At 68.8% G+C, this 24,898-nt stretch carries 20 protein-coding genes; 10 read left to right on the forward strand and 10 right to left on the reverse strand.

The window, feature by feature from the left end; translation table 11 throughout:
• Positions 1-4 precede the first annotated feature (4 nt).
• From E0H92_RS29120 to E0H92_RS29135, 4 genes are all read left to right on the forward strand, one after another.
• Entirely contained in the window at positions 5-1,198 is a 1,194-nt protein-coding gene (locus E0H92_RS29120) for a CaiB/BaiF CoA transferase family protein (RefSeq protein WP_131498520.1), read from the forward strand.
• A gap of 270 nt (positions 1,199-1,468) precedes the next feature.
• Complete coding sequence (locus tag E0H92_RS29125; protein ID WP_131463506.1) at positions 1,469-2,332, forward strand: ABC transporter permease; 864 nt, start codon at positions 1,469-1,471, stop codon at positions 2,330-2,332.
• Positions 2,329-3,225, forward strand: a complete 897-nt coding sequence (locus E0H92_RS29130) for a carbohydrate ABC transporter permease (RefSeq protein ID WP_131463507.1) — start codon at positions 2,329-2,331, stop codon at positions 3,223-3,225. Before E0H92_RS29125 ends, E0H92_RS29130 begins: the two co-directional genes overlap by 4 nt.
• Positions 3,222-4,841, forward strand: a complete 1,620-nt coding sequence (locus E0H92_RS29135) for an extracellular solute-binding protein (protein ID WP_131498521.1) — start codon at positions 3,222-3,224, stop codon at positions 4,839-4,841. Before E0H92_RS29130 ends, E0H92_RS29135 begins: the two co-directional genes overlap by 4 nt.
• Before the next feature lie 63 nt (positions 4,842-4,904).
• Here the strand turns inward: E0H92_RS29135 and E0H92_RS29140 are convergent, their stop codons facing one another.
• Positions 4,905-6,131, reverse strand: a complete 1,227-nt coding sequence (locus E0H92_RS29140) for an SGNH/GDSL hydrolase family protein (RefSeq protein ID WP_165550093.1) — start codon at positions 6,129-6,131, stop codon at positions 4,905-4,907.
• A gap of 137 nt (positions 6,132-6,268) precedes the next feature.
• Between E0H92_RS29140 and E0H92_RS29145 the strand changes: the two genes are divergently transcribed.
• Both E0H92_RS29145 and E0H92_RS29150 read left to right on the forward strand, forming a co-directional pair.
• Complete coding sequence (locus E0H92_RS29145; RefSeq protein WP_131498523.1) at positions 6,269-8,770, forward strand: DEAD/DEAH box helicase; 2,502 nt, start codon at positions 6,269-6,271, stop codon at positions 8,768-8,770.
• A gap of 44 nt (positions 8,771-8,814) precedes the next feature.
• Positions 8,815-9,777: an alpha/beta fold hydrolase gene (locus E0H92_RS29150; RefSeq protein WP_131498524.1), complete on the forward strand. Its 963-nt coding sequence runs from the start codon at positions 8,815-8,817 to the stop codon at positions 9,775-9,777.
• Here E0H92_RS29150 and fabV read toward each other — a convergent pair.
• Positions 9,735-10,901, reverse strand: coding sequence for an enoyl-[acyl-carrier-protein] reductase FabV (gene fabV, locus E0H92_RS29155; protein WP_131498525.1), 1,167 nt, complete (start codon positions 10,899-10,901; stop codon positions 9,735-9,737). The genes E0H92_RS29150 and fabV overlap by 43 nt on opposite strands.
• A 13-nt stretch (positions 10,902-10,914) precedes the next feature.
• The gene (gene murA / locus E0H92_RS29160; RefSeq protein WP_131291374.1) at positions 10,915-12,201 is read right to left on the reverse strand and encodes a UDP-N-acetylglucosamine 1-carboxyvinyltransferase; all 1,287 of its coding nucleotides are present in this window, start codon (positions 12,199-12,201) and stop codon (positions 10,915-10,917) included.
• Positions 12,202-12,250: 49 nt separating this feature from the next.
• Between murA and E0H92_RS29165 the strand changes: the two genes are divergently transcribed.
• The gene (locus E0H92_RS29165; RefSeq protein ID WP_131291376.1) at positions 12,251-12,832 is read left to right on the forward strand and encodes a cob(I)yrinic acid a,c-diamide adenosyltransferase; all 582 of its coding nucleotides are present in this window, start codon (positions 12,251-12,253) and stop codon (positions 12,830-12,832) included.
• Here E0H92_RS29165 and sppA read toward each other — a convergent pair.
• Positions 12,829-14,481, reverse strand: coding sequence for a signal peptide peptidase SppA (gene sppA, locus E0H92_RS29170; RefSeq protein WP_131463513.1), 1,653 nt, complete (start codon positions 14,479-14,481; stop codon positions 12,829-12,831). The genes E0H92_RS29165 and sppA overlap by 4 nt on opposite strands.
• 30 nt (positions 14,482-14,511) lie before the next feature.
• On the reverse strand, positions 14,512-14,844 hold the full coding sequence (locus E0H92_RS29175; protein ID WP_131464207.1) for a hypothetical protein: 333 nt from the start codon (positions 14,842-14,844) through the stop codon (positions 14,512-14,514).
• A gap of 128 nt (positions 14,845-14,972) precedes the next feature.
• On the opposite strand from E0H92_RS29175, the gene E0H92_RS29180 reads away from it, so the two are divergent.
• Together E0H92_RS29180 and E0H92_RS29185 are read left to right on the forward strand one after the other, a co-directional pair.
• Positions 14,973-15,305 carry an STAS domain-containing protein gene (locus E0H92_RS29180; protein ID WP_131463514.1) on the forward strand — a complete coding sequence of 111 codons (333 nt, stop codon included), beginning with the start codon at positions 14,973-14,975 and terminating at the stop codon, positions 15,303-15,305.
• 85 nt (positions 15,306-15,390) lie between these two features.
• Positions 15,391-17,370 (forward strand): protein meaA, encoded by a 1,980-nt coding sequence (locus E0H92_RS29185; RefSeq protein ID WP_131498526.1) that lies wholly within the window; start codon positions 15,391-15,393, stop codon positions 17,368-17,370.
• Here E0H92_RS29185 and E0H92_RS29190 read toward each other — a convergent pair.
• Together E0H92_RS29190 and E0H92_RS29195 are read right to left on the reverse strand one after the other, a co-directional pair.
• Positions 17,345-17,791, reverse strand: coding sequence for an alpha/beta hydrolase (locus E0H92_RS29190; protein WP_131498527.1), 447 nt, complete (start codon positions 17,789-17,791; stop codon positions 17,345-17,347). The genes E0H92_RS29185 and E0H92_RS29190 overlap by 26 nt on opposite strands.
• A 30-nt stretch (positions 17,792-17,821) precedes the next feature.
• Entirely contained in the window at positions 17,822-18,394 is a 573-nt protein-coding gene (locus tag E0H92_RS29195) for a GNAT family N-acetyltransferase (RefSeq protein ID WP_131498528.1), read from the reverse strand.
• A gap of 132 nt (positions 18,395-18,526) precedes the next feature.
• Here E0H92_RS29195 and E0H92_RS29200 point away from each other — a divergent pair, with 132 nt between their 5' ends.
• The gene (locus tag E0H92_RS29200) at positions 18,527-19,501 is read left to right on the forward strand and encodes a TetR/AcrR family transcriptional regulator C-terminal domain-containing protein (protein ID WP_131498529.1); all 975 of its coding nucleotides are present in this window, start codon (positions 18,527-18,529) and stop codon (positions 19,499-19,501) included.
• Between the two features lie 30 nt (positions 19,502-19,531).
• Here E0H92_RS29200 and E0H92_RS29205 read toward each other — a convergent pair whose 3' ends face one another.
• The 3 genes from E0H92_RS29205 to E0H92_RS29215 form a co-directional block, all read right to left on the reverse strand.
• A complete protein-coding gene (locus E0H92_RS29205; protein WP_131498530.1) occupies positions 19,532-22,294 on the reverse strand; it encodes a glycosyltransferase in 2,763 nt (920 codons plus the stop codon).
• 165 nt (positions 22,295-22,459) lie between these two features.
• On the reverse strand, positions 22,460-23,698 hold the full coding sequence (locus E0H92_RS29210) for an MFS transporter (protein ID WP_202873896.1): 1,239 nt from the start codon (positions 23,696-23,698) through the stop codon (positions 22,460-22,462).
• Entirely contained in the window at positions 23,695-24,882 is a 1,188-nt protein-coding gene (locus E0H92_RS29215) for an amidohydrolase (protein WP_131463520.1), read from the reverse strand. The genes E0H92_RS29210 and E0H92_RS29215 overlap by 4 nt, the downstream gene beginning before the upstream one ends.
• Positions 24,883-24,898 lie beyond the last annotated feature (16 nt).

Raw genomic sequence — 24,898 nt, forward strand, 5'->3', positions numbered from 1 at the left:
GGTCATGAACATTCTGGGTGGCTACCGGGTACTCGACCTGTCGGTGGCGATGGCCGGGCCGCTGGCGGCGATGCGGCTCGGCGACCTCGGTGCTGACGTGGTCAAGGTCGAGCCGGTCACCGGCGAGTGGCAACGGCACACCGCCGCCGGCGGAGCGACCGGCAATGAGATCAACGCGTCCTTCCTGTCGCTGAACCGCAACAAGCGCAGCCTGGCCGTCGACCTGAAGTCCGACGCGGGCCGCGAGCTGCTGTACGAGCTGGTGCGTACAACAGACGTGTTCCTGCAGAACTACCGGCCGGGCGTCGCCGCACGCCTCGGCGTCGACTACGACACCCTGCGCGCACTGAAGCCCTCGCTGGTCTACGTGTCGATCTCTGGGTACGGCGAGAGCGGTCCGTACGCCGAGTGGCCCGGACAGGACCTGCTGGTACAGGCGATGAGCGGTGCGCTGTTCAGCGCCGGCCGACCGGATGAGCCACCTGTCGCCGCACCGTACTTCCTGGCCGACGCGGTCACGGCGTACAGCGCGTTCGAAGGCGTGCTGGCAGCCCTGCTGCACCGGGAGCGGACTGGCGAGGGGCAGCTCGTCCAGGTGAACATGCTGGACGCGGTGATCGCTCTGCAGATGCAGGAGCTGTCGGTGCACACCGTTGGCGGCGTACCACAGACGCGGTCCGAGGAGGTACACGCGCACAGCTACATCCGCGCGCCGTACGGGATCTTCACCACTGCCGACGGGTACATCTCACTGGCGTTTGCGAACCTGCCCGTACTCGCGGAGGTACTGGACGCGCCGCAGCTCGCCGGACTGGACGCGGAGCGCGACGGCTTCGCACGGCGCGACGAGATCGCCGCCGCGGTGTCTACTGCGTTGCGACGGGAGACGACCGAGCACTGGATGCTCAAGCTGCGTGAGCGCGGCGTGTGGTGCGGTCCGGTGCTCTCGTACGACGACGTACGCACGGACCCGCAGGTGCTGCACAACGAGTCCTTCGTGACATACGAGCACCCGACCGAGGGCACCGTGACCACGCCAGGCTTCCCGTACCGCTTCAGCCGCACCCCGGCCGACGTACACCGTCCTGCCCCGCTCGTCGGCGAACACACCGATGAGCTGCTGGCCGAACTAGGCATCTCCCCAGCAACCCGCCAGGCCCTCCTGGACGACGGCGCGGTGCGGCGCCGGAACGCCTGACCAGTTTCCGCCAGACACTCCGACCGAAGCTGCGGTTGACCCCAAGACACGACACAGTCGAACAAAGGAGAACGGGAAAGCGCTCTCCAACCGTGGGGGGCTACGACCTGGGAGTGTCGCGTGGCTCAAACAGAACGAATCCCCAGCCGACAGACCACGGCCGGTAAACCGACGGGCTCCGGACCACCGGGGACCGTTACGGACAGTAGACCCTCGGCGAAGCCGCTGTCCTGGTGGGCGCGCGCCCGCCGGGACAAGATCTTGCTGCTGATGGCGCTGCCCGGGCTGGCGCTGCTGCTGGTGTTCCACTACCTGCCGCTGCTCGGGAACCTGATCGCGTTCCAGGAGTATCTGCCGTTCGTACCGCTCGGCCGCAGCGCATGGGTCGGGTGGGACAACTTCGCGGTGATCTTCAACGGCGACCCGGAGTTCCTGAACGCGCTCAAGAACACGCTGCTGATCACGCTGGTCCAGGTGATCTTCGTGTTCCCGGCGCCGATCGCGCTGGCGCTGCTGCTGAACAGCCTGCTGTCCGAGCGGATCAAGCGGGTCGTGCAGTCGGTGCTGTACCTGCCGCACTTCCTGTCCTGGGTGATCGTGATCGCGATCTTCCAGCAGGTCCTCGGCGGCAGCGGGATGATCAACAACTTCCTCCGCGAGCACGGGATGGGCACGATCGACTTCCTCGGCAACCCGGACGGCTTCATCGCGCTGCTCACCAGTCAGGTGATCTGGAAGGACACCGGCTGGGGGACGATCCTGTTCCTCGCGGCGCTGACACAGATCGATCCGGGGCTGTACGAGGCCGCCCGCGTCGACGGCGCCTCCCGCTGGCGGCAGTTGTGGCATGTCACGGTGCCCGGGATCCGCGGACTGATCATCCTGCTGCTGATCCTGCGGCTCGGCGACTCGCTGACCGTCGGGTTCGAGCAGATCATCCTGCAGCAGAACCTGGTCGGGAGACCGGCGAGCGAAGTACTCGACACCTACGTCTACAACAACGGCGTACTGGCCGGCCAATGGGGTGTCTCGGCCGCGGTCGGATTGGTCAAGGGGCTTGTTGCCGTCGTCCTGGTGCTCGGCGCCAACAAGATCGCCCACATCTTCGGTGAGGCGGGGGTGTACAAGAAATGAGCACGATGCAGAAAGGGATCGACGACGGTCCCGGCACCGCCTCGCGGGCGGTCAAAGGCGTCGTACTGCTGATCTGCTGCGCGATCGTCATCATCCCGTTCATCGGTGTGATCTCGACCAGCATCGCCAGCCAGCAGCACGTGACGAACTCCGGCGGCTTCGTGCTCTGGCCGGACGGCCTGAACCTGGACGCCTACAAGTCGATCTTCAACGGCGGCGTGGTGCAGCGGGCGCTGCTGGTCAGTGTCGTGATCGCCACCGGCGGCACGCTGATCAGCCTGGCCGGCTCCACGATGCTCGCGTACGCGCTCAGCCGGCCGGGGTCGTTCGGGCAGCGGCCGATCCTGATGATCGTGCTGTTCAGCCTGTTGTTCAGCCCCGGCCTGATCCCGAACTACCTGGTGGTGAAGGAGTTCGGGCTGCTCGACTCGTTGCTGGCGCTGATCCTGCCGACGGCGATCAGCGGGTTCAACGTGATCGTGCTGCGCTCGTTCTTCATGGGTATCCCGGACTCGGTGCTGGACTCGGCCCGGATCGACGGCGCCGGCGACTTCCGGATCTTCTGGTCGATCGTGCTGCCGCTGTCGCGGGCCGTGCTCGCGGTCGTCGGGCTGTTCTACGCGGTCGGGTACTGGAACGCGTTCTTCAACGCGATGCTCTACATCAGCGACACCGCGAAATGGCCGTTGCAGCTGGTCCTGCGGACGTACGTCGTCAACAACACCGAGCTGAGCAGCGGTGATCTCGGCGGCGCGTCGGCCGACCAGCTGCCGCCGCAGGAATCGATCCAGATGGCGATCCTGGTGGTGTCGCTGGTGCCGATCCTGATCGTGTACCCGTTCCTGCAACGGCACTTCGCCAAGGGCATGATGACCGGGGCGGTGAAGGGATGACCGGGATCAGCAGAAGAACGCTCCTCGGCGGATCGCTGGCCGCCGCGGCCGTCAGCCTGAGCGGCTGCTCGACCGTGACGCGATCGACCGATATCGCGGCGCTGAACAAGCCCGTCGCGCTCCCGACGTACCAACGCTTCGACGGCCCGAAACCGGACCTGCCGCGAAGCCACCCGTTGATGCCGGACTGCTTCTACAAGTTCCCGGCGAACCCGGCCAACGTCACCGACGGCGCACCCGGCGACGGCAGCGACGTGACCGGGACGGTGCCGACGTCGAACCCGATTCCGCCGACCGCCGACCGCAATCCCTACTGGAAGGAGCTGAACCAGCGCGTCGGTTCGCCACTGGACCTGACGATCACCTCGGCCGCGGGCAGCGACTACGTCAACAAATTCGCGACGTCCGTGGCCGGCGACACCCTGGGTGATCTGTTCAATGTCGACGGCGGTTTCGCCTACCTGCCGCAGTTCCTGGAGGCACGCGCTCAAGACCTCACCGAGTACCTGTCGGGCGACGCGATCCTGGAGTATCCGTTCCTCGCCAACCTCTCCACTGATTCGTGGCGCGGCTGCGTGTACTCCGGCGGCATCCGGGCCGTCCCGATCCAGCGCGGGGTGATGTCGTCGAACCTGCTGCTGGCGCGGCAGGACATCCTCGACCAGCTCGGCGTCGAGCTCGGCTCACCCGGTGTGGACGAGCTGATCGCGGTCGCCAACGCGGTCACGGACGGCAAGAAGAACCGGTGGGCGTTCGCCGTGCCGCCGACGGCCGCGGTGAGCGCGATGCTCGGGTTGCCGAACGGGTGGGAGGTTCGCGACGGACGCCTGGTGCACAGTCGCGAGCTCGAGGAACACAAGCAGATGATCGCGGTCGGTGCGCAGTTGCAGAAGGCCGGTCTGATCCATCCCGACGGGATCGCGAAGAACAACCAGAAGGTCTGGTTCAGTCAGGGGTCAGCGGTGATGACCCAGGACACGTACTCGTCGATCCAGAGCTTCTATCGGCGCAGTGTGGTGCCGAACTTCGCGATCGGGTTGCCGGTCGTGCGGGACGCGTCCGGGAAGGTCGGGCGGTTCCTGCTCGGGCAGCCGAACAACTCGATCGCGGCGATGCGGCCGAGCTCGCCCGAGCGGACCAAGATGCTGTTGCGGATCCTCAACTGGATGGCCGCGCCGTTCGGCACCGCGGAGTACCTGTTCCGTAAGTTCGGGCTGCCCGGACGGCATTACACGCTGAAGGGCACCGACCCGGTGCTCACCGAGGCCGGGCAGAGTGAGGTCTGTCTGGGCGAGTTCCCGATCCAGTACCTGGCCGACGGCGGATACCCGGTCTATTTCCCGGGTCATCCCGAGGCGGTCGATGTCGCGTACAACCATCTCAAGTCCATCCTGCCGACGGCGATCCTGCAGCCGACGTACGGGCTGTACTCGCCGACCCAGTCGATCAAGGGGAAGCTGAACGACAACCGGTTCGACGCGCTCACGAAGGACATCCAGCTGGGCCGTGCCGACCTGACGGACTGGGACAAGACGGTCGCCGAGTGGCGGAAGTCCGCCGGCGACGCGATCCGGCACGAATACGAGGAAGCAATGTCCGCCCAGGGGCGGAAGTAGGCACTCCCGCTGGGGACTGGGAACAAGCAATATCCTGTTCCCAGACCCCGGCGGTTGTTCCCGCTACTTGCAGCGTAGGGAGTCGAGGTTCGGGGCGTCGCCCATGGCGTGGTTGCCGGCGTCGTTCGGGTGCAGGCCGTCGCCGCCGTCGTACGCCGCCGCGAGCCGGGACGGATCCGCCGGGTCACGGGTCGCCGCGTCGAAGTCGGCCACGCCGTCGAACTCGCCGCTCGTGCGGATGAACGTGTTCACCGCCTGCCGGATCGCTTCCTTCTCCGGCGTGTACACGAACGAGCTCCCCATCGGCGTCAGCGTCCCGCCGACGATGCAACGGCCGGACGCGTGCACCCGGGCGATCAGCTGCCGATACCCGGCGAGCAACTGCTCGGTCGTCGCGCCGGCGTAGATGTCGTTGATCCCTTCCAGCACCAGCACGGTCCGTACGCCGGGCTTCGTCAGCACGTCCTTGTCCAGCCGGGCCAGCGCGCTCGCGCCCGCACTGCCTGCCTTTGCGATCCCGCCGAGCACCCGGTTCCCCGAGATGCCTTCGTTCGAGATCGCCAGCCGTCGCGGCTCCGGCAGCTTCGCGTACCGGGCGGCCAGGATGTCTGGCCAGCGCCGGTTCGTGTCGATCGTCGTGCCGACCGACGAGGTGATCGAGTCGCCGAGCGTCGCGACGGTCTCCACCGGCCGCGGCGCCTCGACGATCGCGGCGTTCAGGAAGTACCACGCCGAGGACTCCGTCTGGTACGCCGTACTCGACTCGTCGGCCGCGTGGTCGCCGGACGTCGACTTGTAGCTGTGCTGCATCGCCCGGTTGTGCGCGGTGATCACGCCCGTCGTCCCGACCACGTGCAGGCTGACCGTCAGGCTGGTCAGGGCCGGCACCGTACCGGGCAGCGGATCGCTGATCGCCATCGCGCCCGGTGGGATCGTCACCGTCGTACTGCCGCTGAACGTGAGGCGCCGGCTGGACCCCGGCACCACGCTCGCACCGTTGTCCTGCCGCCCGACGTACACCGAGTCGGACACCAGCGGCTGGTCCCCGTTCGCGTTGGAGATCCGGATCCGCAGATCCTTCCCGCCCACGGACGTCCGCAGCACGTTCCGCACGGTCATGTCACTCAACGACCCGCCGGCGATGTCGTCCGCCGCGCCCCATGTCGTCACCAGCCCGCTGCCAGCACCTCCAGTCGCCACCTCGTCCGGTGCGGCCGCCACCAGACCTGCCGCACCCACCGCCGTCACCAGCAAACTCGCGCCCACCCGGCGCCACGCAGTAAAAGTCATGCCCATCAAGTCACCCCCGAATACCTACGCATGCAATCGTTTGCAGAGATTCTGTCGCCGAACGGTCGGCCTGGCGAGCCGAACGGTAGATATCCCGGCCGGCCGGTGGATTGGCCGGTCAGGGACAATGGGCGGTGATGACGCTGACCGAGATGTTGCCGGGGACCACCGAGCCTGACGACCTGTTCGACGCCCTGCAGAGCTGGGTGGGGGAGCAGGGGATCTCGCTGTACCCGGCGCAGGAGGAGGCGCTGATCGAGGTGATGACGGGGTCGAACGTGATCCTGTCGACGCCGACCGGGTCCGGGAAGAGTCTGGTGGCGACCGGTGCGCACTTCGCCGCGCTGGCGAACGGGCAGCGGACGTTCTACACCGCGCCGATCAAGGCCCTGGTGTCGGAGAAGTTCTTCGCATTGTGCGACGTGTTCGGCGCCGAGAAGGTCGGCATGCTGACCGGCGACGCCTCCGTCAACGCGGGCGCGCCGATCATCTGCTGTACGGCGGAGGTCCTGGCGAACATCGCCCTGCGCGAAGGGGCGGACGCGGACGTCGGCCAGGTGGTGATGGACGAGTTCCACTTCTACTCCGAGCCGGACCGCGGCTGGGCCTGGCAGGTGCCGCTGCTCGAGCTGCCGAAGGCGCAGTTCGTGCTGATGTCCGCGACTCTCGGCGACGTCGAGCGATTCAAGATCGATCTGTCCCGCAGGACCGGCCGGCCGACCGCGATCGTCTCGTCCGGCGAGCGCCCTGTCCCGCTCCTCTACAAGTACGTCACCACGCCGCTGCACGAGACGCTCACCGAACTCCTGGTGACGCACCAGGCTCCGGTGTACGTCGTCCACTTCACGCAGGCCGCTGCCCTGGAACGCGCCCAGGCGCTGACCAGCATCAACGTCTGCACGAAGGAGGAGAAGGACAAGATCAAGGAGCTGATCGGGCACTTCCGCTTCAGTTCCGGCTTCGGCAGGACCCTGCACCGGCTGATCATGCACGGGATCGGCGTCCACCACGCCGGCATGCTGCCGAAGTACCGGCGGCTGGTCGAGCAGCTCGCGCAGGCGGGGTTGCTGAAGGTCATCTGCGGTACGGACACGCTCGGCGTCGGGATCAACGTACCGATCCGTACCGTCCTGCTGACCGCTCTGAGCAAGTACGACGGCCGTCGGCAGCGCATCCTCAAGGCGCGCGAGTTCCACCAGATCGCCGGCCGCGCCGGCCGGGCCGGGTACGACACGTCCGGCACGGTCGTCGTGCAAGCGCCGGACCACGTCGTGGAGAACGTCAAGCTGCTCGCGAAGGCCGGTGACGACCCGAAGAAGCAGCGGCGGGTCCAGCGCAAGAAGCCGCCGGAGGGTTTCGTCACCTGGGGCGAGGACACGTTCGACCGGCTCGTCGCGGCCGACCCGGAGCCGCTGCAGTCGCGGATGCGGGTCAGCCACGCGATGCTGCTGAACGTGATCGCCCGCGACGGCGACGCGTTCGCGAGCATGCGGCACCTGCTGCAGGACAACCACGAGGACTCGCGGGCGCAGATCCGGCTGATCCGCCGCGCGATCCAGATCTACCGGACGCTGCTCACCGCCGGCGTCGTCGAGCGCCTGGACGAGCCGGACGAGAACGGCCGGTCGCTGCGGCTGACCGTGGACCTGCAGAAGGACTTCAGCCTGAACCAGCCGCTGTCCACGTTCGCGCTGGCCGCGCTCGATCTGCTCGACCCCGAGGACCCCGTGTACGCGCTCGACGTGGTGTCGGTGGTCGAGGCGACGCTGGAGGATCCGCGCGCGATCCTGTTGGCGCAGCTGCACCACGCCAAGGGCGAGGCCGTGAACTCGATGAAGGCCGACGGCATCGAGTACGAGGAGCGGATGGAGCTGCTCGAGGACATCAGCTGGCCGAAGCCGCTCGAAGAGTTGCTCGAGGCAACTTTGGAGATGTACCGGCAGACGCACCCGTGGATCGCCGAGGCCGGGCTGTCGCCGAAGTCGGTGGTCCGGGACATGTTCGAGCGGGCGATGACCTTCGGCGAGTTCATCCAGTACTACGGTCTCGCGCGGTCCGAGGGCATCGTCCTGCGCTACCTCAGCGACGCGTACAAGGCGCTCCGGCAGACCGTACCGCCGGACAAGGTGAACGACGATCTCACCGATCTGATCGAGTGGCTCGGCGAGGTGGTCCGCCAGACCGACTCCAGCCTGCTCGACGAGTGGGAAGAACTCACGAACCCGACGGACGTCCCGCAGGCGGAGGTGGTCCCAGCGGGTCCGCGCCGGATCACCTTGAACACCAGGGCTTTCCGCGTCCTCGTCCGCAACGCCATGTTCCGCCGCGTCGAGCTACTCGCCCTGCACCGCTGGGCCGAACTCGGGCAGCTCGACACCGCAGCCGGCTGGGACGCAGGCCGCTGGGCCGAAGCCGGTACGGCGTACTACGCCGAGCACGACGTGGTGGGCACCGGCCCCGCAGCCCGCGGCCCTGCACTCTTCATGGTCGAGGAACACCCGGGCTACTGGGAGGTCCAGCAAATCATCGACGACCCCGAAGGCAACCACGACTGGCGCATCACCGCCAGCGTCGACCTCAACGCCTCCGACGAAGCCGCCGAACTCGTCCTGGAAATGGTGTCGTTCAAGCCCCTCTGACATTCCGGAAGCAGCCCGTCCGGAATGCGGTGTAGACCAGAGGTGTGAGTCTTCCTGGTGAGATCGTGCCGGTTCAGCGGGTCGAGGTCGGCCCCGGGCATCACCTGGCGGTACGGCGGCGCGGCGCGGGCGGCGTACCGCTGCTGCTTCTGCACGGATTCCCTTGCACGAGTCGCATCTGGGCGCACAACCTCGTCCCGTTGGCGGAGGCCGGGTTCGATGTCGTCGCGCCGGACCTGCGCGGGTACGGCGAGTCCGACTTCGCGCCGGACGGCTACTACGACCTCAACGCGTTCAACGCCGACCTGACCGGTCTGTTCGGCAAGCTCGGGTGGGAACGTGCCGTCGTCGCAGGTCATGATCTCGGCGCGTCGATCGCCATCGATCTGGCCAATCGCTACCCGGACCGCGTGGACCGCCTAGTGATCCTGGACGACTCCACACCCGCCCTCGACGACGCGTTCGCGGCCGCCGGCATTCCGGCGGCGAACGCCGGGTCCGCGGTCTACGACTACGTTCGCCGTCAGGGACGTGAGGCCGATGCGCTGGTCGCGGAGCTGGACACGCCGGAGCAGCGGCGGCGCTACGTCGCCGAGTTCTACGGGCATCGCCTGTGGTGTCCTCCCGACGCCTTTGACGAGGAGGACCTGGCCTTCCTGACCGAGCCGTACGGCGACGCGGACCGGCTCCGTGCGTCGTTCGCCGACTACGAGATCGTCATGGGCACCCGGCCGCTGTCCGCGCCGGAGCTGCTCGACCGGCCGGTCGAGCAGCCCGCGCTCATCCTCGTCGGGACGGACCAGGTGACGAAGGACGACCACGTCGAGCAGCGCTGCGCGATCGGGTTCCCCGCGGCGGTGGGTCCGTTGTGGGTCAGGGGAGCCGGACACTTCCTGCCCTGGGAGCGGCCCGAGCTGGTCAACCGCGCGATCCGTTCGTTCTGCGGCGACCTTCTGTCAGCTGATCAGCTCGGCCACTCGACGTCGACCTCGGTGTCGGCGTTGTAGTCCACGCCCGGTACGTCGAAGCCGTACAGGCGGCGTACCTCGGACAGGAACCACGTGGCGTCGGCGACCTCGGCGATGTTGTCTTGGGTCGCGGACTCCCACTGGGTGCGGACGGCGGACTGGATGTCGTCGTTGAGTTCCCAGCGGTCGAGGCGGATGCGGCCCTCGTCGTCCAGGTCGAACGGGGTCTCGCCGGTGAGCTGGTCCCACAGCGCGATCGACTGTTCTACCGGCGTCTGCAGAGCGGTGACCTTGTGCAGCAGGCTGACGTACAGGCCGATGCCCGGGATCGCGGACGACGCCTGGGTGACGGCGGCGCCGTTGACCGACGTCATCGCGGTCACGCCGTCCGCGGCCAGTTTCAGCGCGGTCTGCTCCAGGTCCGCCTTGGCCGCGCCGATCGAGCCCTGGCGGTAGAGCGGGCCGGTCAGCTCGGAGCCGATGTAGGTGAGGGCGACGGTGTTGAACCCAGGCTTGAGCAGGTCGCGCTCCTGGAGGGCGGTGACCCACCGGGCCCAGTCCTCGCCGCCCATCACCTTCACGGTCTCCGCGATCTCGTCGTCGGTCGCGACCTCGATCCCGACCTCCTGCAGCACCGGCGCACCGTCGTCGAACGCGAGGCTCTTCGTGGTGTGCTCGGCGCCGATCGCCTTCAGCACCGACTGGTACGTCTCGCCGTTGCGCGGGTCCGTGCGGCGCGGCGCGGCGACGCTGTAGACGAGGTGGTCGATACCGCCGAGCTGCTCGGCGACCAGGTCGAGCACCTCGTCCTTGGTGGTGTCCGCGAAGGCGTCGGCGTTCACGAAGGTCCACGAGCGGCCGAGCTCAGCGGCCAGCGCAGCGGTCTCCGCAGTGCGGTACCAGCCGGCAGTCGCCGTACGCCGGGCCGTCGGAGCCTTCTCGAAGCAGATGCCGATGCCGTCGATCCCGTACCGCGCGAGGCCGGCGATCGTGGTCGCGAGCCCGTAGCCGGAGCTGGACCCGATCACCAGCGCCGTACGACGCTCCGCCGTACGCCCCTCGACCTCGGCCGCCATGTCCCGTACCACCCGCGCACACCCTGCCGGATGGGAGTCGAGGAACAGGAATCCGCGCCCAACCGGCTTCACCACACGCTCAGTCATGCGGACGACCTTATTAGCTCCAGTACATTTCCGCGTCGTCAGGTTCCACGACGACGTCGGCGCCGAGGCGGCGGAGGTTGCCGGCGAAGTCGGTGTAGCCGCGGTGCACGTGGTGGGCGGCCGACACGAGGGTCTCGCCCTCGGCGGCGAGACCGGCCAGCACCAGGGCGGCGCCCGCGCGGATGTCGGAGGCGACCACCGGAGCGCCGGACAGCCGCGGTACGCCGCGAACGACCGCGTGATGCCCGTCGGTCTGGATCTGCGCACCCAGCCGGGTCAGCTCCTGCGCGAACGTGAACCGGCCCTCGAACAGGTTCTCGGTGACCATCGCCGCGCCGTCGCTGATCGCGTTCAGCGCGATCACGAACGCCTGCAGGTCGGTGGCGAACCCGGGATACGGGAGCGTGACCACGTCCACCGGCTTCGGCCGGTCGTGCATCCGGACCCGGAAGCCGGGGTTCAGCACGGTGATCTCGGCGCCCGCCTTGTGCAGCTTGTCGAGCGGCAGTTCGAGGTGTTCCGCGTGCCCGTTGGTGATCGTCACGTCACCCTTGGTGATGGCGGCCGCGAACGCCCAGCTGCCGGACACGATCCGGTCCGGCACCACGACGTGGTCGACGGGATGCAGCAACCCGCTCACCCCGGTGATCTCGATCCGCGGCGAGCCGGCGCCGTCGATCTGCGCGCCCATCTCGACCAGCATCGCCGCGATGTCCTGGATCTCCGGCTCGCGGGCGGCGTTCTCGATGATCGTGGTCCCGCGCGCGAGCACGGCCGCCATCATGATCGTCTCGGTGGCGCCGACACTCGGGAAGTCCAGCCAGACCTCGGCGCCGTGCAGCCCCTGCGGCGCCTCGGCGATCACGAAGCCGTGCTCGATGTGCACCTTCGCGCCCATCGACTCCAGGCCCGCGACGTGCATGTTCAGGCCGCGGGAACCGATGTTGTCGCCGCCCGGCAGCGCGACCTCGGCCTGGCCGCAGCGGGCCAGCAGCGGACCGAGCACCGAGATCGACGCGCGCAGCTTGCGGACCAGGTCGTAGTCGCACTGGTGCCCGATCGTGCCCGGTACGGCGATCGTCGCGAGCCGCTGCTCCGCGTCGACGGTCACCTCGCACCCGAGGGTGTCCAGCAGTTGCGCCATGAACGTGACGTCGAGAATGCCCGGCACCTGCCGCAGCGTCGTCGTCCCCTCCGCCAGCAGCGCTGCCGCCATCAGCTTGAGCACACTGTTCTTCGCTCCGGCCACCTCGACAGCGCCGTCGAGCCGTGCCTCACCCGCGATCCGAAACCGTTCCACCGGTCGACTGTAGCGTTCGACCGTCTCGGGCTTTGCGTAGAGTCCTGGCATGGCTGTGAACTTGACGCGGATCTACACCCGCACCGGAGACGCCGGCGAGACCCGCCTCGGCGACAACTCCGTCACCTCTAAGACGGATCCGCGGCTGGCGGCGTACGGCGAGGTCGACGAGGCGAACTCCGCGATCGGCGTGGCCATCGCGGCCGGGCACCTGAACAGCGCGATCGTGGTGCTGCTGACGCACATCCAGAACGACCTGTTCGACGTCGGCGCGGACCTGTGCAACCCGATCACGCCCGACCCCGAGTACCCTCCGTTGCGCATCACCCAGGACTACATCGACCGCCTCGAGGGCTGGTGCGACGAGTACAACGGTCGTTTGACCAAGCTCCGCTCGTTCATCCTGCCGGGCGGCACCGAGGGCGCCGCGTACCTGAACGTCGCCCGCGCCGTCGTACGCCGCTCCGAGCGGGCCGGCTGGGCCGCGGTCGAGGCGCACGGCCCGTCCGTCAACCTGCTCGCGATCACGTACCTGAACCGGCTGTCCGACCTGCTCTTCATCCTCGGCCGCGTCGCGAACCTGTCCTCGGGCGGCGACGTCCTCTGGGTCCCGGGCGGCGAGCGCGGTTAGCCGATCTCCCAACTGAAGGGCATCCGCAGTACGCCGGCCGGCGGCAACCCGAGCGCGCTGTAGAGACCGGTGGTCAGGCCGTCGAGCGTCAACGGCGCCGCACTGACCGCCAGATCATCGGTCGTCGTCGGCGCCTTCAGCTGACTGAGCAGGTTGCGGTGCGGTACGGCGGTCACGGCGATCTCGTCGCGGTCCAGACCGGCCCGGTTGCACGCGAGCGTCAGTGCGTGCTGGAACCCGCCCAACTCGTCGATCAGCTTGTGATTGTGCGCGTCCGCACCGGTCCAGACCCGTCCGCGGGCCAGCGATTCCAGCTGCTCCTCGGGCAGGCCGCGGTCCTGTGCGGCCTTGGCGACGAAGTCCTTGTAGATGCGGTCGAGGATCTCCTCCAGCCGCGCCCACTGCTCGTCGGTGAACTCCTCCTGCGCCGAGAACATCTGCGCGTTCGCGCCCTCGGACACGGCCTCGCGGGAGATGCCGATCCGTCCCAGCGCATCGCGTACGACGCCCTTGCCGGTGAGGACCCCGATCGACCCGGTGATCGTGCCGGGCTGCGCGACGATCACGTCAGCCGGCATCGCGACGAAGTACCCGCCGGATGCGGCCACACCGCCCATCGACGCGATGACAGGGCGTCCGGTCGAGCGCAGCCGCAGTACTTCGTTGCGGATCGCGTCTGACGCGACGTACGAACCACCTGGGCTGTCGACGCGCAGCACTACCGCCTTCACGCGTTCGTTGTCCGCAACAGCTCGCAGTGCGGCGCCGACCGTGTCGGAGCCGGAGCCAGGACCACCCATCGGGCTGTTGGAGTTGCGACCGACCGAGATGCCACCTGTCACGCGGACGACTGCCACCAGCGGCTTCTGCGGCCACGGGAGGTTCTTGCGTACCTCGTCGAGCGTCCGCGGACCACGCCGGATGTACCGCTCAGCCAGCAGCCTGTCGTCGTACTGGAGTTGCTTCTCGAGCTCGTCGTACACGTCCGACCGGTAGCCGAGTCGATCGACCAGACCGGCGTCCAGACCGGCCTCAGCGGGCAGGGGCGCGCTGTCGACGAGCTCTCGGACTCGTGCGCTGTCCAGACGCCGCCGTACGGCGATGCCCTCGACGATCTGCTCGTACGCCGATTCCGCGAGCCGCGACGCCATCTCGCGAGCAGGCGCCGTCATCTCCCGCTCCGTGAACGTGTCGGCAGCCGTCTTGTACTCACGCCGCTTGCCGAACTGGGGGATCACACCGGCCTTGTCGAGCGCACCGCGGATGAAGACCGCCTGCACAGACACACCGGTGATCGCCAGGTCGCCGGACGGCTGCAGCCAGATCTCGTCGAACGCCGTTGCCAGGTAGTACGGGACGGTGCCCTGTCCGGCCTCGCCGAACGACTCGGTCCACGCGACAGCTGCCTTACCCGACGTACGGAAGTCAGCCACCGCCTCACGCAGCTCCTGCACCTGGGCCAGTGAGAGCCGGTTGCCGCCGATGTGGGCCACTACGCCGACCACACCGTCGTCACGCGCCCCCTTCCGGAGCGCGCCCACCAGCTCGCGCAGCGTCGGCAGGTGGCGCGCACGGAACGCCGCCACGGGTGAGGCGGGCGGCGTCTCGAGTACACCGCGGGTCAGGTCCAGCTCAAGCAGAGTCCCCATACTCAGACCCTAGACCCACGCCAAAGGGGCTCAAGGGGTCTCCAGCAGCCCACGGGCGGCGGCCTCGTCCTTCGGCCAGACGTAGACCGTCCAGCCGTCGGTGGTGCGGGCCGCGGTCGCCTTGATACCGAAGTCCTTCAGGCGGCTGACCAGGACGCGGGCGTCGTTGTAGTTCGGCACGGTGCGGATGTCGATGAGCAGGCCGAAGGCGTCCCGGTCGGCCGGGCGATGGTCGACCCGGCGTACCAGCGACCCGCCCTTCGCCTTCGAGAAGGCCCAGCGGCACAGCAGTACCATCAGACCGGCCAGGGCGATGGCCACCACCGGGAACAGGAAGTAATCCTCGGCGAACACGGACACCATTGTCTCGCGAATCAAAAGATCGTGAACTCTTGGCAACCTTCCGTGTCTCCGGGGAGTCTTTACCAACACAGAGCTGCCACGCGGCCGCAACACCTCGGGGGCCGCCGGAAGAGCGGGAGGGCACGGACATGCTCGCACCGACCCACAGCAAGCCTGACACCGGTGACAACGTCGTACACCTGACCGGCATCCTGGACGTGCGCACTGTCGGCGACGTCCGTCAAACTCTCAACGAACTGATCGACACCTCCGACGGCGACGTGATCGTGGACCTGGAAGAGGTCGACGCGGTCGACGCCACCGGCCTCGGCCTGCTGGTCGCGACCCATCGCCGGACCCAGTCGCTCGGCCGGCAACTCGTCCTCTGGCACCCGATGCCGTCGGTGGTCCGCATCCTCGCGGTCACCCGCCTGCACCGCGTCCTCAACGTCGAGCGAACACCGCTGCCACTGACCGCCTAGGTCGTGTCCGGTGTGATCCATACCCCTGGTGACACCAGTCACGAGGGGAGGACTCACAAGGGCACAGAGTCCTACTCTCGGGTACATGGCGACCGAGAAGGATCGACCCTGGGTGATGCGCACGTACGCGGGCCACTCGTCCGCGGCGGAGTCCAACGCGCTGTTCCGGCGGAACCTTGCGAAGGGCCAGACCGGGCTGTCGGTCGCGTTCGACCTGCCGACCCAGACCGGGTACGACGCGGACCATCCGCTCGCGAAGGGTGAGGTCGGGAAGGTCGGCGTACCGGTCGCGCACCTGGGCGACGTGCGGGCGCTGTTCGACCAGATCCCGCTCGCGCGGATGAACACGTCGATGACCATCAACGCGCCCGCGATGTGGCTGCTCGCGCTGTACCAGGTGGCCGCGCAGGAGCAGGGCGCGCTGCCGGACGAGCTGACCGGGACCACGCAGAACGACATCGTCAAGGAGTACCTGTCGCGCGGGACGTACGCGTTCCCGCCGGACGCGTCGCTGCGGCTGACGACCGACGTGATCGCCTACACGGTCGCCACCATGCCGAAGTGGAACCCGATCAACATCTGCAGCTACCACCTGCAGGAGGCCGGCGCGACGCCCGTGCAGGAGCTGGCGTTCGCGCTGTCGACGGCGATCGCCGTGCTCGACCGGGTGCGGGACGGCGGGCAGGTGCCGCCGGAGCGGTTCGGGGACGTGGTGCAGCGGATCTCGTTCTTCGTGAACGCCGGCGTGCGGTTCATCGAGGAGACGTGCAAGATGCGCGCCTTCGTCCAGCTCTGGGACTCGTTGACCTTGGAGCGGTACGGCGTCACGGACCCGAAGGCCCGGCGGCTGCGGTACGGCGTACAGGTGAACTCACTCGGGCTGACCGAGGCGCAGCCGGAGAACAACGTGCAGCGCATCGTCCTCGAGATGCTCGGGGTCACGCTGTCGAAGAACGCGCGGGCCAGGGCCGTGCAGCTGCCGGCGTGGAACGAGGCGCTCGGGTTGCCGCGACCGTGGGACCAGCAGTGGTCGCTGCGGATGCAGCAGGTGCTGGCGTACGAGTCCGACCTGCTCGAGTACGACGACATCTTCGACGGCTCGCACGTGATCGAAGCCAAGGTCAACGAGCTGGTCGAGGGGGCGCGCGAGGAGATCGACCGGGTGCAGGCGATGGGCGGCGCGGTCGCCGCCGTCGAGAGCGGGTACCTGAAGCAGGCGCTCGTCGGCTCCCATGCCGAGCGGCGGCAGCGGATCGAGTCCGGCGAACAGGTCGTCGTCGGGGTCAACAAGTTCGAGAACACCGAGCCGTCGCCGCTGACGGCCGATCTCGACACCGCGATCCAGACCGTCGACCCGGCGGCCGAATCGGCGGCCCTGAAGTCGTTGCAGACCTGGCGTGCCGAGCGCGACGCGGCCGCCGTCGACACCGCCCTGTCGAAGCTGCGTGCCGCGGCCAAGACGACCGACAACCTGATGCCCGTCACGCTCGAGTGCGCACGCGCCGGCGTGACGACCGGGGAGTGGGCCGGCGTACTGCGCGAGATGTATGGCGAGTACCGCGCACCGACCGGTGTCGCCGGATCCGTCGGGGTATCGGGCGGTGGCGCCGAGATCGCCGCGGTCCGCGAGAAGGTCACCGCCACGTCCACCGAGCTGGGCGGCCGGCTCCGCTTCCTGGTCGGCAAGCCCGGTCTGGACGGTCACTCGAACGGCGCCGAGCAGGTCGCGGTCCGCGCCCGCGATGTCGGCTTCGAGGTCATCTACCAAGGCATCCGCCTGACCCCCGAGCAGATTGTCGCCGCGGCCGTTGCCGAGGACGTGCACTGCGTCGGTCTCTCGATCCTGTCGGGCTCCCACATGGAACTGGTCCCGCAGGTGGTCGAAGGCCTCCGCGAAGCCGGTCTGGAAGACGTGCCGGTCGTCGTCGGCGGCATCGTCCCCGACGCCGACGCGAAGGCCCTCCGGGCCGCCGGTGTAGCGGCCGTCTACACACCGAAGGACTACGACCTCACCGGCATGATGTCCGACGTCGTCGACGTCATCCGGCACGCCAACAAGTTGTAGGTTGGGGCGCATGAGCGCTAATACTCGGCAGCTGTCCAACGGAACTGAGATCCCCGTGCTTGGGCTCGGGGTCTGGCAGGTGGATGACGGGGCGGAGTGCGAGCGCGCCGTCACCTGGGCACTCGAGGCCGGCTACCGGCACCGGTCCGAGGCGGCGCGCGCGGCGCACGACACCGGTGACGTGCTCGACGTAGTCGTCGACGGTGAACTTGGCCAGCGGCGAGGGTTCCACCGCCAGCGCGTCGAGATCCTGGGGAGCCTGGTAGGACTCAGGGATGAACTGGCTGTTGCCGTGGCCGGGAAGATCGACGGCGACGGCGCGGTGGCCGCGCAGCGTCAGTTCGCTGACCAGGCCGGACCAGCCGTAGGAGTTGGAGTTCGTGCCGTGCACGAGGACCAGGGTGGGCTTTTCGTTCGTCATGGGTGGTTCCTTTTGTTGTCGGGAGTGCAGTCAGGAGTGCTGTCGGGGGTTTCGTCCCATCGGCCACAGGGGCGGGCCGCCGGCCGGGTGCACCGGGCCGGCCAGGTCCTCGAATCCGTGCCGCAGGTAGAGCGCCCTGCTACGCGCCGAGCTCGCTTCGAGGTACGCCGGCACGCCGTCCTGGTCGAGCAGGCGCAGCCGGTGCCGGAGCAGAGCCGAACCGAGACCTGCGCCTTGCCGACGACCCGTCACTGCCATGCAGAACAGGTACGCATGCGGTTCGGCGGGGTGGTGCGGTGCGAGCACCTCGCCCAAGGCCTGGAGCCGTAGGCCCGCGGTACCGAAGACCGCGCTGAGATCGGTGGACGCGGCCGGCTCGGGCCCGGCGAGGTGATGCCAGATCGCGACACCGTCACCGTCGTCGACGATGTCGGTCCGCGCGGCCGGGTGCCCGAGTTGGTGGCGGTAGAAGCGTTCTTGAAGCTCGGGCCGCCGACAGGTCCCGCCGAACAGCCAGGTCGCGATCGGGTCGTCGGCGAACGCCGTCGCCAGCACGGCCAGCACCGCGCTGTGGTCAGTCGGCGCTACCGGTCGTAGCTGCATCGGGTGGTCCTTTCGGATACGTCGTATAACTACAACGTATTGCCGATGCTCCGAACTCCGGCCAATTCTGCGGCGGAGAACTGGAAAGTGTACTAGTGTTTCGCTAAGTGAACTAGGACACTTGGAGTCGTCGTGGGACGCCCTGACCCGCCGTATCTGCAGATCGTCGCCGAGCTCGAGTCCCGGATCCGCACCGGTGCGCTGCGGCCCGGCGACCGCCTTCCGTCAGTACGTCAGATCGCCCTGCAGTGGGGTGTTGCGATCGCCACCGCCACCCGCGTGATCAGCACCCTCCGCGAGGCAGGCCTGGCCGATACCCGGGTCGGCTCCGGCACGGTGGTCACCGCCCAGCCGACCCGCAGCCGGCCCGCGCCGCCGAGCGCGGCTCCCGCGTCGCTGGTGCGGCCCCGGACAGGTACGCCGGAGCGCCGCCGGACGCGCGGCTCGCAGGCAGTGAGCCGCGAACGGATGTTGCGGGCAGCGGTGGCCATCGCCGACGGAGAAGGGCTCGAAGCAGTCTCGATGCGACGGGTGGCCGCCGCGGTGCGCCTCGGGCCGATGTCGCTGTACCGGCTCGTGGCGAACAAGGACGAGCTCTTGGCGCAGATGGCCGATCAGGTGTTCGGTGAAGCCGGGCTACCGGACACAGAACCCGACGGCTGGAGGGCGCGCCTCGAGCTGATCGCCCGCACACAGTGGGCCCTGTGCCGCCGGCACCTGTGGCTACCGCGGGTGGTGTCGTTCACCAGACCGACTCTGGCGCCGAACATGATGGCGCACACCGAATGGACGCTTCGGGCTCTGGAGGGTCTCGACCTGTCCATCGAGACCCGTGTGCAGGAGGCGGTCACGCTGCACTCGCTGGTGATCACGTCCGCCCTCAGCCTCGCCGAGGAGCTGGAAGCCGAGCACGCCAGCGGTATGACGCTGGCACATTGGCTCGCCACCCAACGGGTCCGGGCCGACGAACTGTTCGCCACCGGTCGCTTCCCGCTGCTCGCCGAGATGCACGAGAGCACGACCCCCGACCTCGACGCGCTGTTCGACTACAGCCTCAACCGGCACCTCGACGGCTTCGGCGTGCTGATCGACCAACGCGCCCCGTAGTCCCAGAAGTAGCCCTCCTGAGCGGCCGCCTCAGACCAGCAGGCTGGTGCTCTTCGCCATCTTCTCCCTGAAGGCCTGCCACCTCGTCTCCGGTAGTTCGGGCGGGCCAGGGAGAAGCTTGCGTACGACGGTCGCGCCGGGGGCCCAGGCGGCGTCGGGCAAGGTGCCCATCACGTCGGCGTAGACCGACCGGAGGACCTCGGCCTGGGCCGCCCATGAGAACCGGTGCTGCAGTTCGGGGTCGTCGGCGATGCGTTGGGCGATGCGGTCGCGGTCGGCGAGCACCGTCTGGACTGCCCGCACGAGGCCGTCCACGTCGCCCGCGGGGTAGACCGCGCCGAGGTCCAGCTCCTTCACCAGATCGGCCTGTGCCGGGGTGTCGCTGGTGATGATGGGCAGTCCGGCGGCGATGTATTCGCAGAACTTGTTCGTCACCGCGATGTCGTGGTTCGGCGCGTGCAGCAGCGGGCTGAGGCCGATGGTGGCCGAGCGCAGGTAGAGCGGCACGACCTCGGCGGCGACGAACGGCGCCAGGTGCACGCGGTCGGCCACGCCCAGCTCGGCGGCACGGGCCTGCAACTCGGCGGTGACGGAGTTGGCCCGCGCGACGATCGCGAGATGGACGCCGGGCAAGTGGGTCAGCGCCTCGACCGCCGTTCCTACGCCGCGAGCACGGTTGACGCCGCCGCCGTACACCAGCAGCGGAACGTTCTCGGGCAACCGGAGCTGCTCGCGCAGACCGACCACCTCGGCGTCCTCGGGCGGCGAGACCGGGGCGTTGAGGACGACGTCGGGCAGCTCGGCCAGCTTGTGGTCACGCTTGAGCCACTGGGCCAGCGGCTCGGACACCGTGATGACGCGGTCGGCGTCGCGGATGAACTCGCGTTCGAGATCGCTGTACGCCGCGACTCGGCGCGGAGCCACGACCGGCACGCCCGGGATGTACTCGTGGGCGTCGTAGATGATCTTGATCGTCCGCCCGTCCAGTGCCGCCCGGTGCGCCGCGCGCGCCGCGATGCCGAGCATGAACACGTCGTGCACGTGGATGACCTCGATCAGCAGGCGGTCGAGCAGCGGGCCGAGCGTCAGCTCCTGGTCGACCAGCTCGGGCATCACCCGCCGCCAGCGCCCCGACGGCAGGTAGCGGTACAGGGCGAGCAGCCGCTCGCGCCGCTTGCCGATGCCCAGGTCGGTGATGTCGGCCGCGGGCCTGGTACGCCGGAACGAGTACGCGCGGGCCTGGAGGACGGCGCGGTGCACCCGCAGCAGCCGCCAGCGCATCGCCCGCTGCAGTCGGTCGAGGAGAGACCGCTTGGCAGGCCCAGTGCGCTCTTGGTCGCGGCGATCGCGACCGCGGTCGCCGCGCAGCTCCCGGCTCGCGTACTGCCAGCGGCCGTAGGCCAGCGTGTACTCGGCCTCGGTCCGGAACCACGGCCGCAGGTTCGTCTTGAGGTTGGCCAGCCGTTTGCGCCACCCCGTCAACAGCACCTTCGACGGGATGATCGGGCACAGCACCTGCACCTTGCCGAAGTAGCGGAGGCCCCGGAACCGGCGTCCGGGGATGCCGATGCAGGTGACGTCGAGGTCCCAGTTGGCCACTGTCTGGGCGTACTTGAGCACGCGGGCGTCGACGACGATGTCGTTGCCGGCCATCATCACGACCTTGGGCCGGATCCAGGACGGCTTCCAGTCGACCGGCACCGGACTCGACTGGCTCGACTGCTCGACGAACGCGGCCAGCGCGTCCGCCGACCAGCTGCCGTCGTGCACCATCTCGACGAAGTCCGGTCCGCGGGCGGCGATCTCGCGGCCCCGCTCCGGGTGCGCGATCAGGTCCAGGACGACCTGCTCGACGGTGTCGGGGGTCGCGTCGACGATCGGCAGGTCCAGCCCGGTCTCCGCGGCCACGCGGTCCCGGACGTGCTGGGCGATGTGCCCCACCACGATCCGGCCCGCCGCCATCGCCTCGCACGCGGCGACGCCGTAGCTGCCGATGCGGAACTGGTCGAGCACGATGTCGGCGTCGCGGTAGACGGCCGGCATGTCGGCCGGGTCGACGCCCTCGACCCGGCGATAGGTGATCAGGCCCCGCTCCGCCAGGCTCTCCATGATCGGGTCGATCAGCTCGGAACCCTTCATCGCCGACTTGCTCGGCGCGTGCGCCACCACCGGCTTCCCGTGCGCGAGCACCGGGGCGTCACTGCGCCAGGCCTCGACGTCGACGATCACCGGGCACCAGACCGCGTTCGGGACGTAGTCGAGCAGATCGGGGGTGGAGACGTACACCCGGCCCGGGTACGACGTGAACAGCTCGACGGCCCGGGTGGAATTGCGTTCGAGCAGCTCGACGGTCTCGTCGTCCAGGTCGGGGAACGGCGACCACGGTTCGGTCTCCGCGTGCAGGCTGGGGATGCGGACGTCGGAGCCGTGGGCGATCAGCCCCACCTGCAGACCCTTGGTGAGCAGATGCGGGATCTCGAAGGATCCGTCCGGCCCGTGCAGGGGTCCGAAGATCGGCCGGGCCGCCTCGAGCAGCACGTGCGTGTAGCTGCGCACCACATGGTTGTAGAAGTTCAGCCGCCAGCGCGGATTGCGCCGGTACGTGCGCGCCGGCACCCCGTAGTCGACCGGGTAGTCGAGTACTCCCTTGAAGAAGGCGAACGACGTCGCCTTCGTGGCCGGCACCCGCTCCTCGAGCGCCCGGGCCCACCGGGTGCCCTGACCCGCGAAGTTGGCCGGACCGACGAGCAGCCGCACGGATGCGTCGAGCCGCACCGGCATTCCGTCATCCACAGTGTCAATCCCCCCACGAGATCTCCCGGCCAGTCTTGACATTTAAGGACTAGACCGGTATTGAGACAGACCGCTCCACGGCCTGTGCACTTCGTACGAGTCCCCCCGGACTCATACCTATAGATGCAGTGGGACTCTCAGTTGGTTGCCAGGAACGCCCATTTGTTACCGAAGGCTGCCGCTGTAGCGGAGCAGGACGGGCGTCCAGAGGCCGAGAGCGGCGACGGCGACGACCAGAAGTACGGCGCTGACGAAGGTGGTGACGCCGACGCCGTAGTGCTCGGCGAAGGCGCCCAGTGCGAGCGACGCGACGGGCATGATCCCGATCGCGAGTTCCTGGACGCCCAGTGCGCGGCCGTGCAGCGACTCGTCGGTGGTCATCAGGAGCAGCGTCGTCTGCAGGACGCCGAAGGCCGCGCTCATCACCCCGATCGCGGTCATCAGCACGAACGACACCACCGGGTCGTGGGACAGTGCGAACAGCGACCACAGCGTGCCCCAGATCGCCGTACCCACCACGAACATCCCGCCCTTGAACCGGAAGTCGCCGAGCCAGGCGATCACCAGCGAACCGGTCAGCCCGCCGACGCCTGCGCAGGTCAGCAGCCAGCCCAGTCCGGCCGCGTCGAGCCCGAGCGACTCCTGCGCGAAGACCGGCATGAAGGACTGCGCGATCGGCCACAGCAACGTGTTCGCGGCCAGGGTGATCAGCAGGACGGTCGAGGCCAGCCGGTTCCGGGCGAGGTCGCGGAGGCCGCTGCTGACCATCCGGAGCGCCGATCCGGTGTGCCCGCCGGCCACCCGACCGTACTCGCGCAACGGCAGCAATGTGACCAGCGAAATGGCATACCAAAAGGTCGAGACCCACAACGCGGCCGGTGCGCCCAGGCCGGTGATCATCAGTCCGCCGACCGCGGGCCCGATGACCTGCGTCATGTTCAGCGCCATTGAGTTCAGCGCGTTGGCGTTGCTGAGGTTCTCCCGGCCGACCAGGTCCATCACCAGCGAGGCGCGGGCCGGCTGCGACGGTGACTGCGCGAGCCCGATCGCCAGCCCGCCGACCACCAGCACCCAGTACGACGCCTTGCCGAGCGACGCCAGCGTGGCAACGGCGCTGACCGCGACCAGCGCCCACGACGCCGCGACGATGAGCAGCCGCACTCGGTTGTGCCGGTCCGCGAACGCACCGGCGAACGGCCCCAGTAGCAACGGCGCCAACCGCACCGCCGTGTAGACGGCGACCAGGAAGTCCGAGTGCGTGGTCTCCCAGGCGAGCCACCCGAGCACGAGTGTCTGCGTCCAGACACCCCCGAAGAAGAACAAGTTCGAGAACCAGAACAACCGAAACGCGCGGTTGTCCCGCAGCGAGCCCAGCGTGCGTCCGACAGCAGTCCCGGTACTCACACCTGGAGTTCGCCGTCGCGGACGACGACCTGGCCGCCGGCGATGACGTATTCACGACGCGGTGCGCGGACCAGTACGTCGGGCGCGTTCTCGGCGTCGAGCAGCACGATGTCCGCGCGAGCTCCGACGGTGAGGCCGTGGTTCTCGCGGTGCACGAAGGAGGCGCCGTACGTCGTCGCGAGCTCGACCGCGTACGTCAGGTCCTCGTCGGTGCGGAGTCCGTGCAGCCGGGCGAAACCGCGGGCGATCTGCAGCAGGTCGCCATCGCCGTACGGCGACCACAGGTCGCGGATGCCGTCGGTGCCGAGGCCGATCGGGACGCCCGCCGCGCGCATCTCGCGGAACGGCAGCGGCGCCGAGGTGGGCGGAGCGACCGTCGTCCAGGAGATCCCGGCCGCGCCGAGCCGGTCGACCAGTTCGGTCCGCCGCGCCGGGGGCAGCTCGCCGAGTGCGAACCCGTGCGACACGTTCACCTTGCCCTGCAGACCGGCCTGGACGGTGCGCTCGGCGATCAGCTCGTACTGGAACGCGCCGAGGTCGCCGCGGTCGTGCAGGTGGATGTCGATACCGACCTCGCGCCGGTGCGCGATCTCGAACAGCGCGTCCAGCTGGCCGACCGGGTCGCGGTCGATCGTCGCCGGGTCGAGACCGCCGATGCTCGTCGCCCCTTCGGCCGCGGCCTTGTCGAGCAGGTCGAGGACGCCGGGACGCCGGAGTACGCCGTCCTGCGGGAAGGCGACGATCTCCACGTCGACGGCGCCGTCCAGCGCGGCCGCTGCCTCGAGCACGTTCGCGATGCCGCGCAGCTCGACACCGAGGTCGACGTCGACGTGCGTGCGGGTCGCCGTCGTACCGTGCCGGAGGAACTCGCGCAGCACCGCCTTCGCGCCGTCGACGCTCGGGATGCCGTACTTGTCCCGCTCGGCGCGCTCGTGCGCGATCCGGCCCTGTGTGGTCGGCTGCCCGCCGTACGACACCCACGGCTGGCCCCACCAGCTCTTGTCGACGTGCGCGTGCGCGTTGACGAACCCCGGCAGCGCCAGCAGTCCACGTCCGTCGACCCGCTGCTCCGCGTCCGTGCCGCTCCCGGCGGGGGAGAGGTCCGTGATCACGCCGTCGACGATCGTCACGTCGACCGCGTCGCCGCCCCAAGGGCGCACGTCAGCAAGCAGCAAAGAGGTCATGGCAAGAATGGTATAC

The sequence above is a fragment of the Kribbella speibonae genome (assembly GCF_004331375.1).
Taxonomy (GTDB): Bacteria; Actinomycetota; Actinomycetes; order Propionibacteriales; family Kribbellaceae; genus Kribbella; species Kribbella sindirgiensis.

Excerpts from the sequence above, each read along its gene's own strand:
- E0H92_RS29165 (WP_131291376.1), top strand. The coding sequence starts at position 12,251 with ATGGCTGTGAACTTGACGCGGATCTACACCCGCACCGGAGACGCCGGC.
- E0H92_RS29125 (WP_131463506.1), top strand. The coding sequence starts at position 1,469 with ATGGCGCTGCCCGGGCTGGCGCTGCTGCTGGTGTTCCACTACCTGCCG.
- E0H92_RS29135 (WP_131498521.1), top strand. The coding sequence starts at position 3,222 with ATGACCGGGATCAGCAGAAGAACGCTCCTCGGCGGATCGCTGGCCGCC.
- E0H92_RS29120 (WP_131498520.1), top strand. The coding sequence starts at position 5 with ATGAACATTCTGGGTGGCTACCGGGTACTCGACCTGTCGGTGGCGATG.
- E0H92_RS29195 (WP_131498528.1), bottom strand. The coding sequence starts at position 18,394 with ATGCAGCTACGACCGGTAGCGCCGACTGACCACAGCGCGGTGCTGGCC.
- E0H92_RS29130 (WP_131463507.1), top strand. The coding sequence starts at position 2,329 with ATGAGCACGATGCAGAAAGGGATCGACGACGGTCCCGGCACCGCCTCG.
- E0H92_RS29140 (WP_165550093.1), bottom strand. The coding sequence starts at position 6,131 with ATGACTTTTACTGCGTGGCGCCGGGTGGGCGCGAGTTTGCTGGTGACG.
- E0H92_RS29190 (WP_131498527.1), bottom strand. The coding sequence starts at position 17,791 with ATGACGAACGAAAAGCCCACCCTGGTCCTCGTGCACGGCACGAACTCC.
- E0H92_RS29175 (WP_131464207.1), bottom strand. The coding sequence starts at position 14,844 with ATGGTGTCCGTGTTCGCCGAGGATTACTTCCTGTTCCCGGTGGTGGCC.
- E0H92_RS29145 (WP_131498523.1), top strand. The coding sequence starts at position 6,269 with ATGACGCTGACCGAGATGTTGCCGGGGACCACCGAGCCTGACGACCTG.
- E0H92_RS29185 (WP_131498526.1), top strand. The coding sequence starts at position 15,391 with ATGGCGACCGAGAAGGATCGACCCTGGGTGATGCGCACGTACGCGGGC.
- E0H92_RS29180 (WP_131463514.1), top strand. The coding sequence starts at position 14,973 with ATGCTCGCACCGACCCACAGCAAGCCTGACACCGGTGACAACGTCGTA.
- fabV (WP_131498525.1), bottom strand. The coding sequence starts at position 10,901 with ATGACTGAGCGTGTGGTGAAGCCGGTTGGGCGCGGATTCCTGTTCCTC.
- sppA (WP_131463513.1), bottom strand. The coding sequence starts at position 14,481 with ATGGGGACTCTGCTTGAGCTGGACCTGACCCGCGGTGTACTCGAGACG.
- E0H92_RS29215 (WP_131463520.1), bottom strand. The coding sequence starts at position 24,882 with ATGACCTCTTTGCTGCTTGCTGACGTGCGCCCTTGGGGCGGCGACGCG.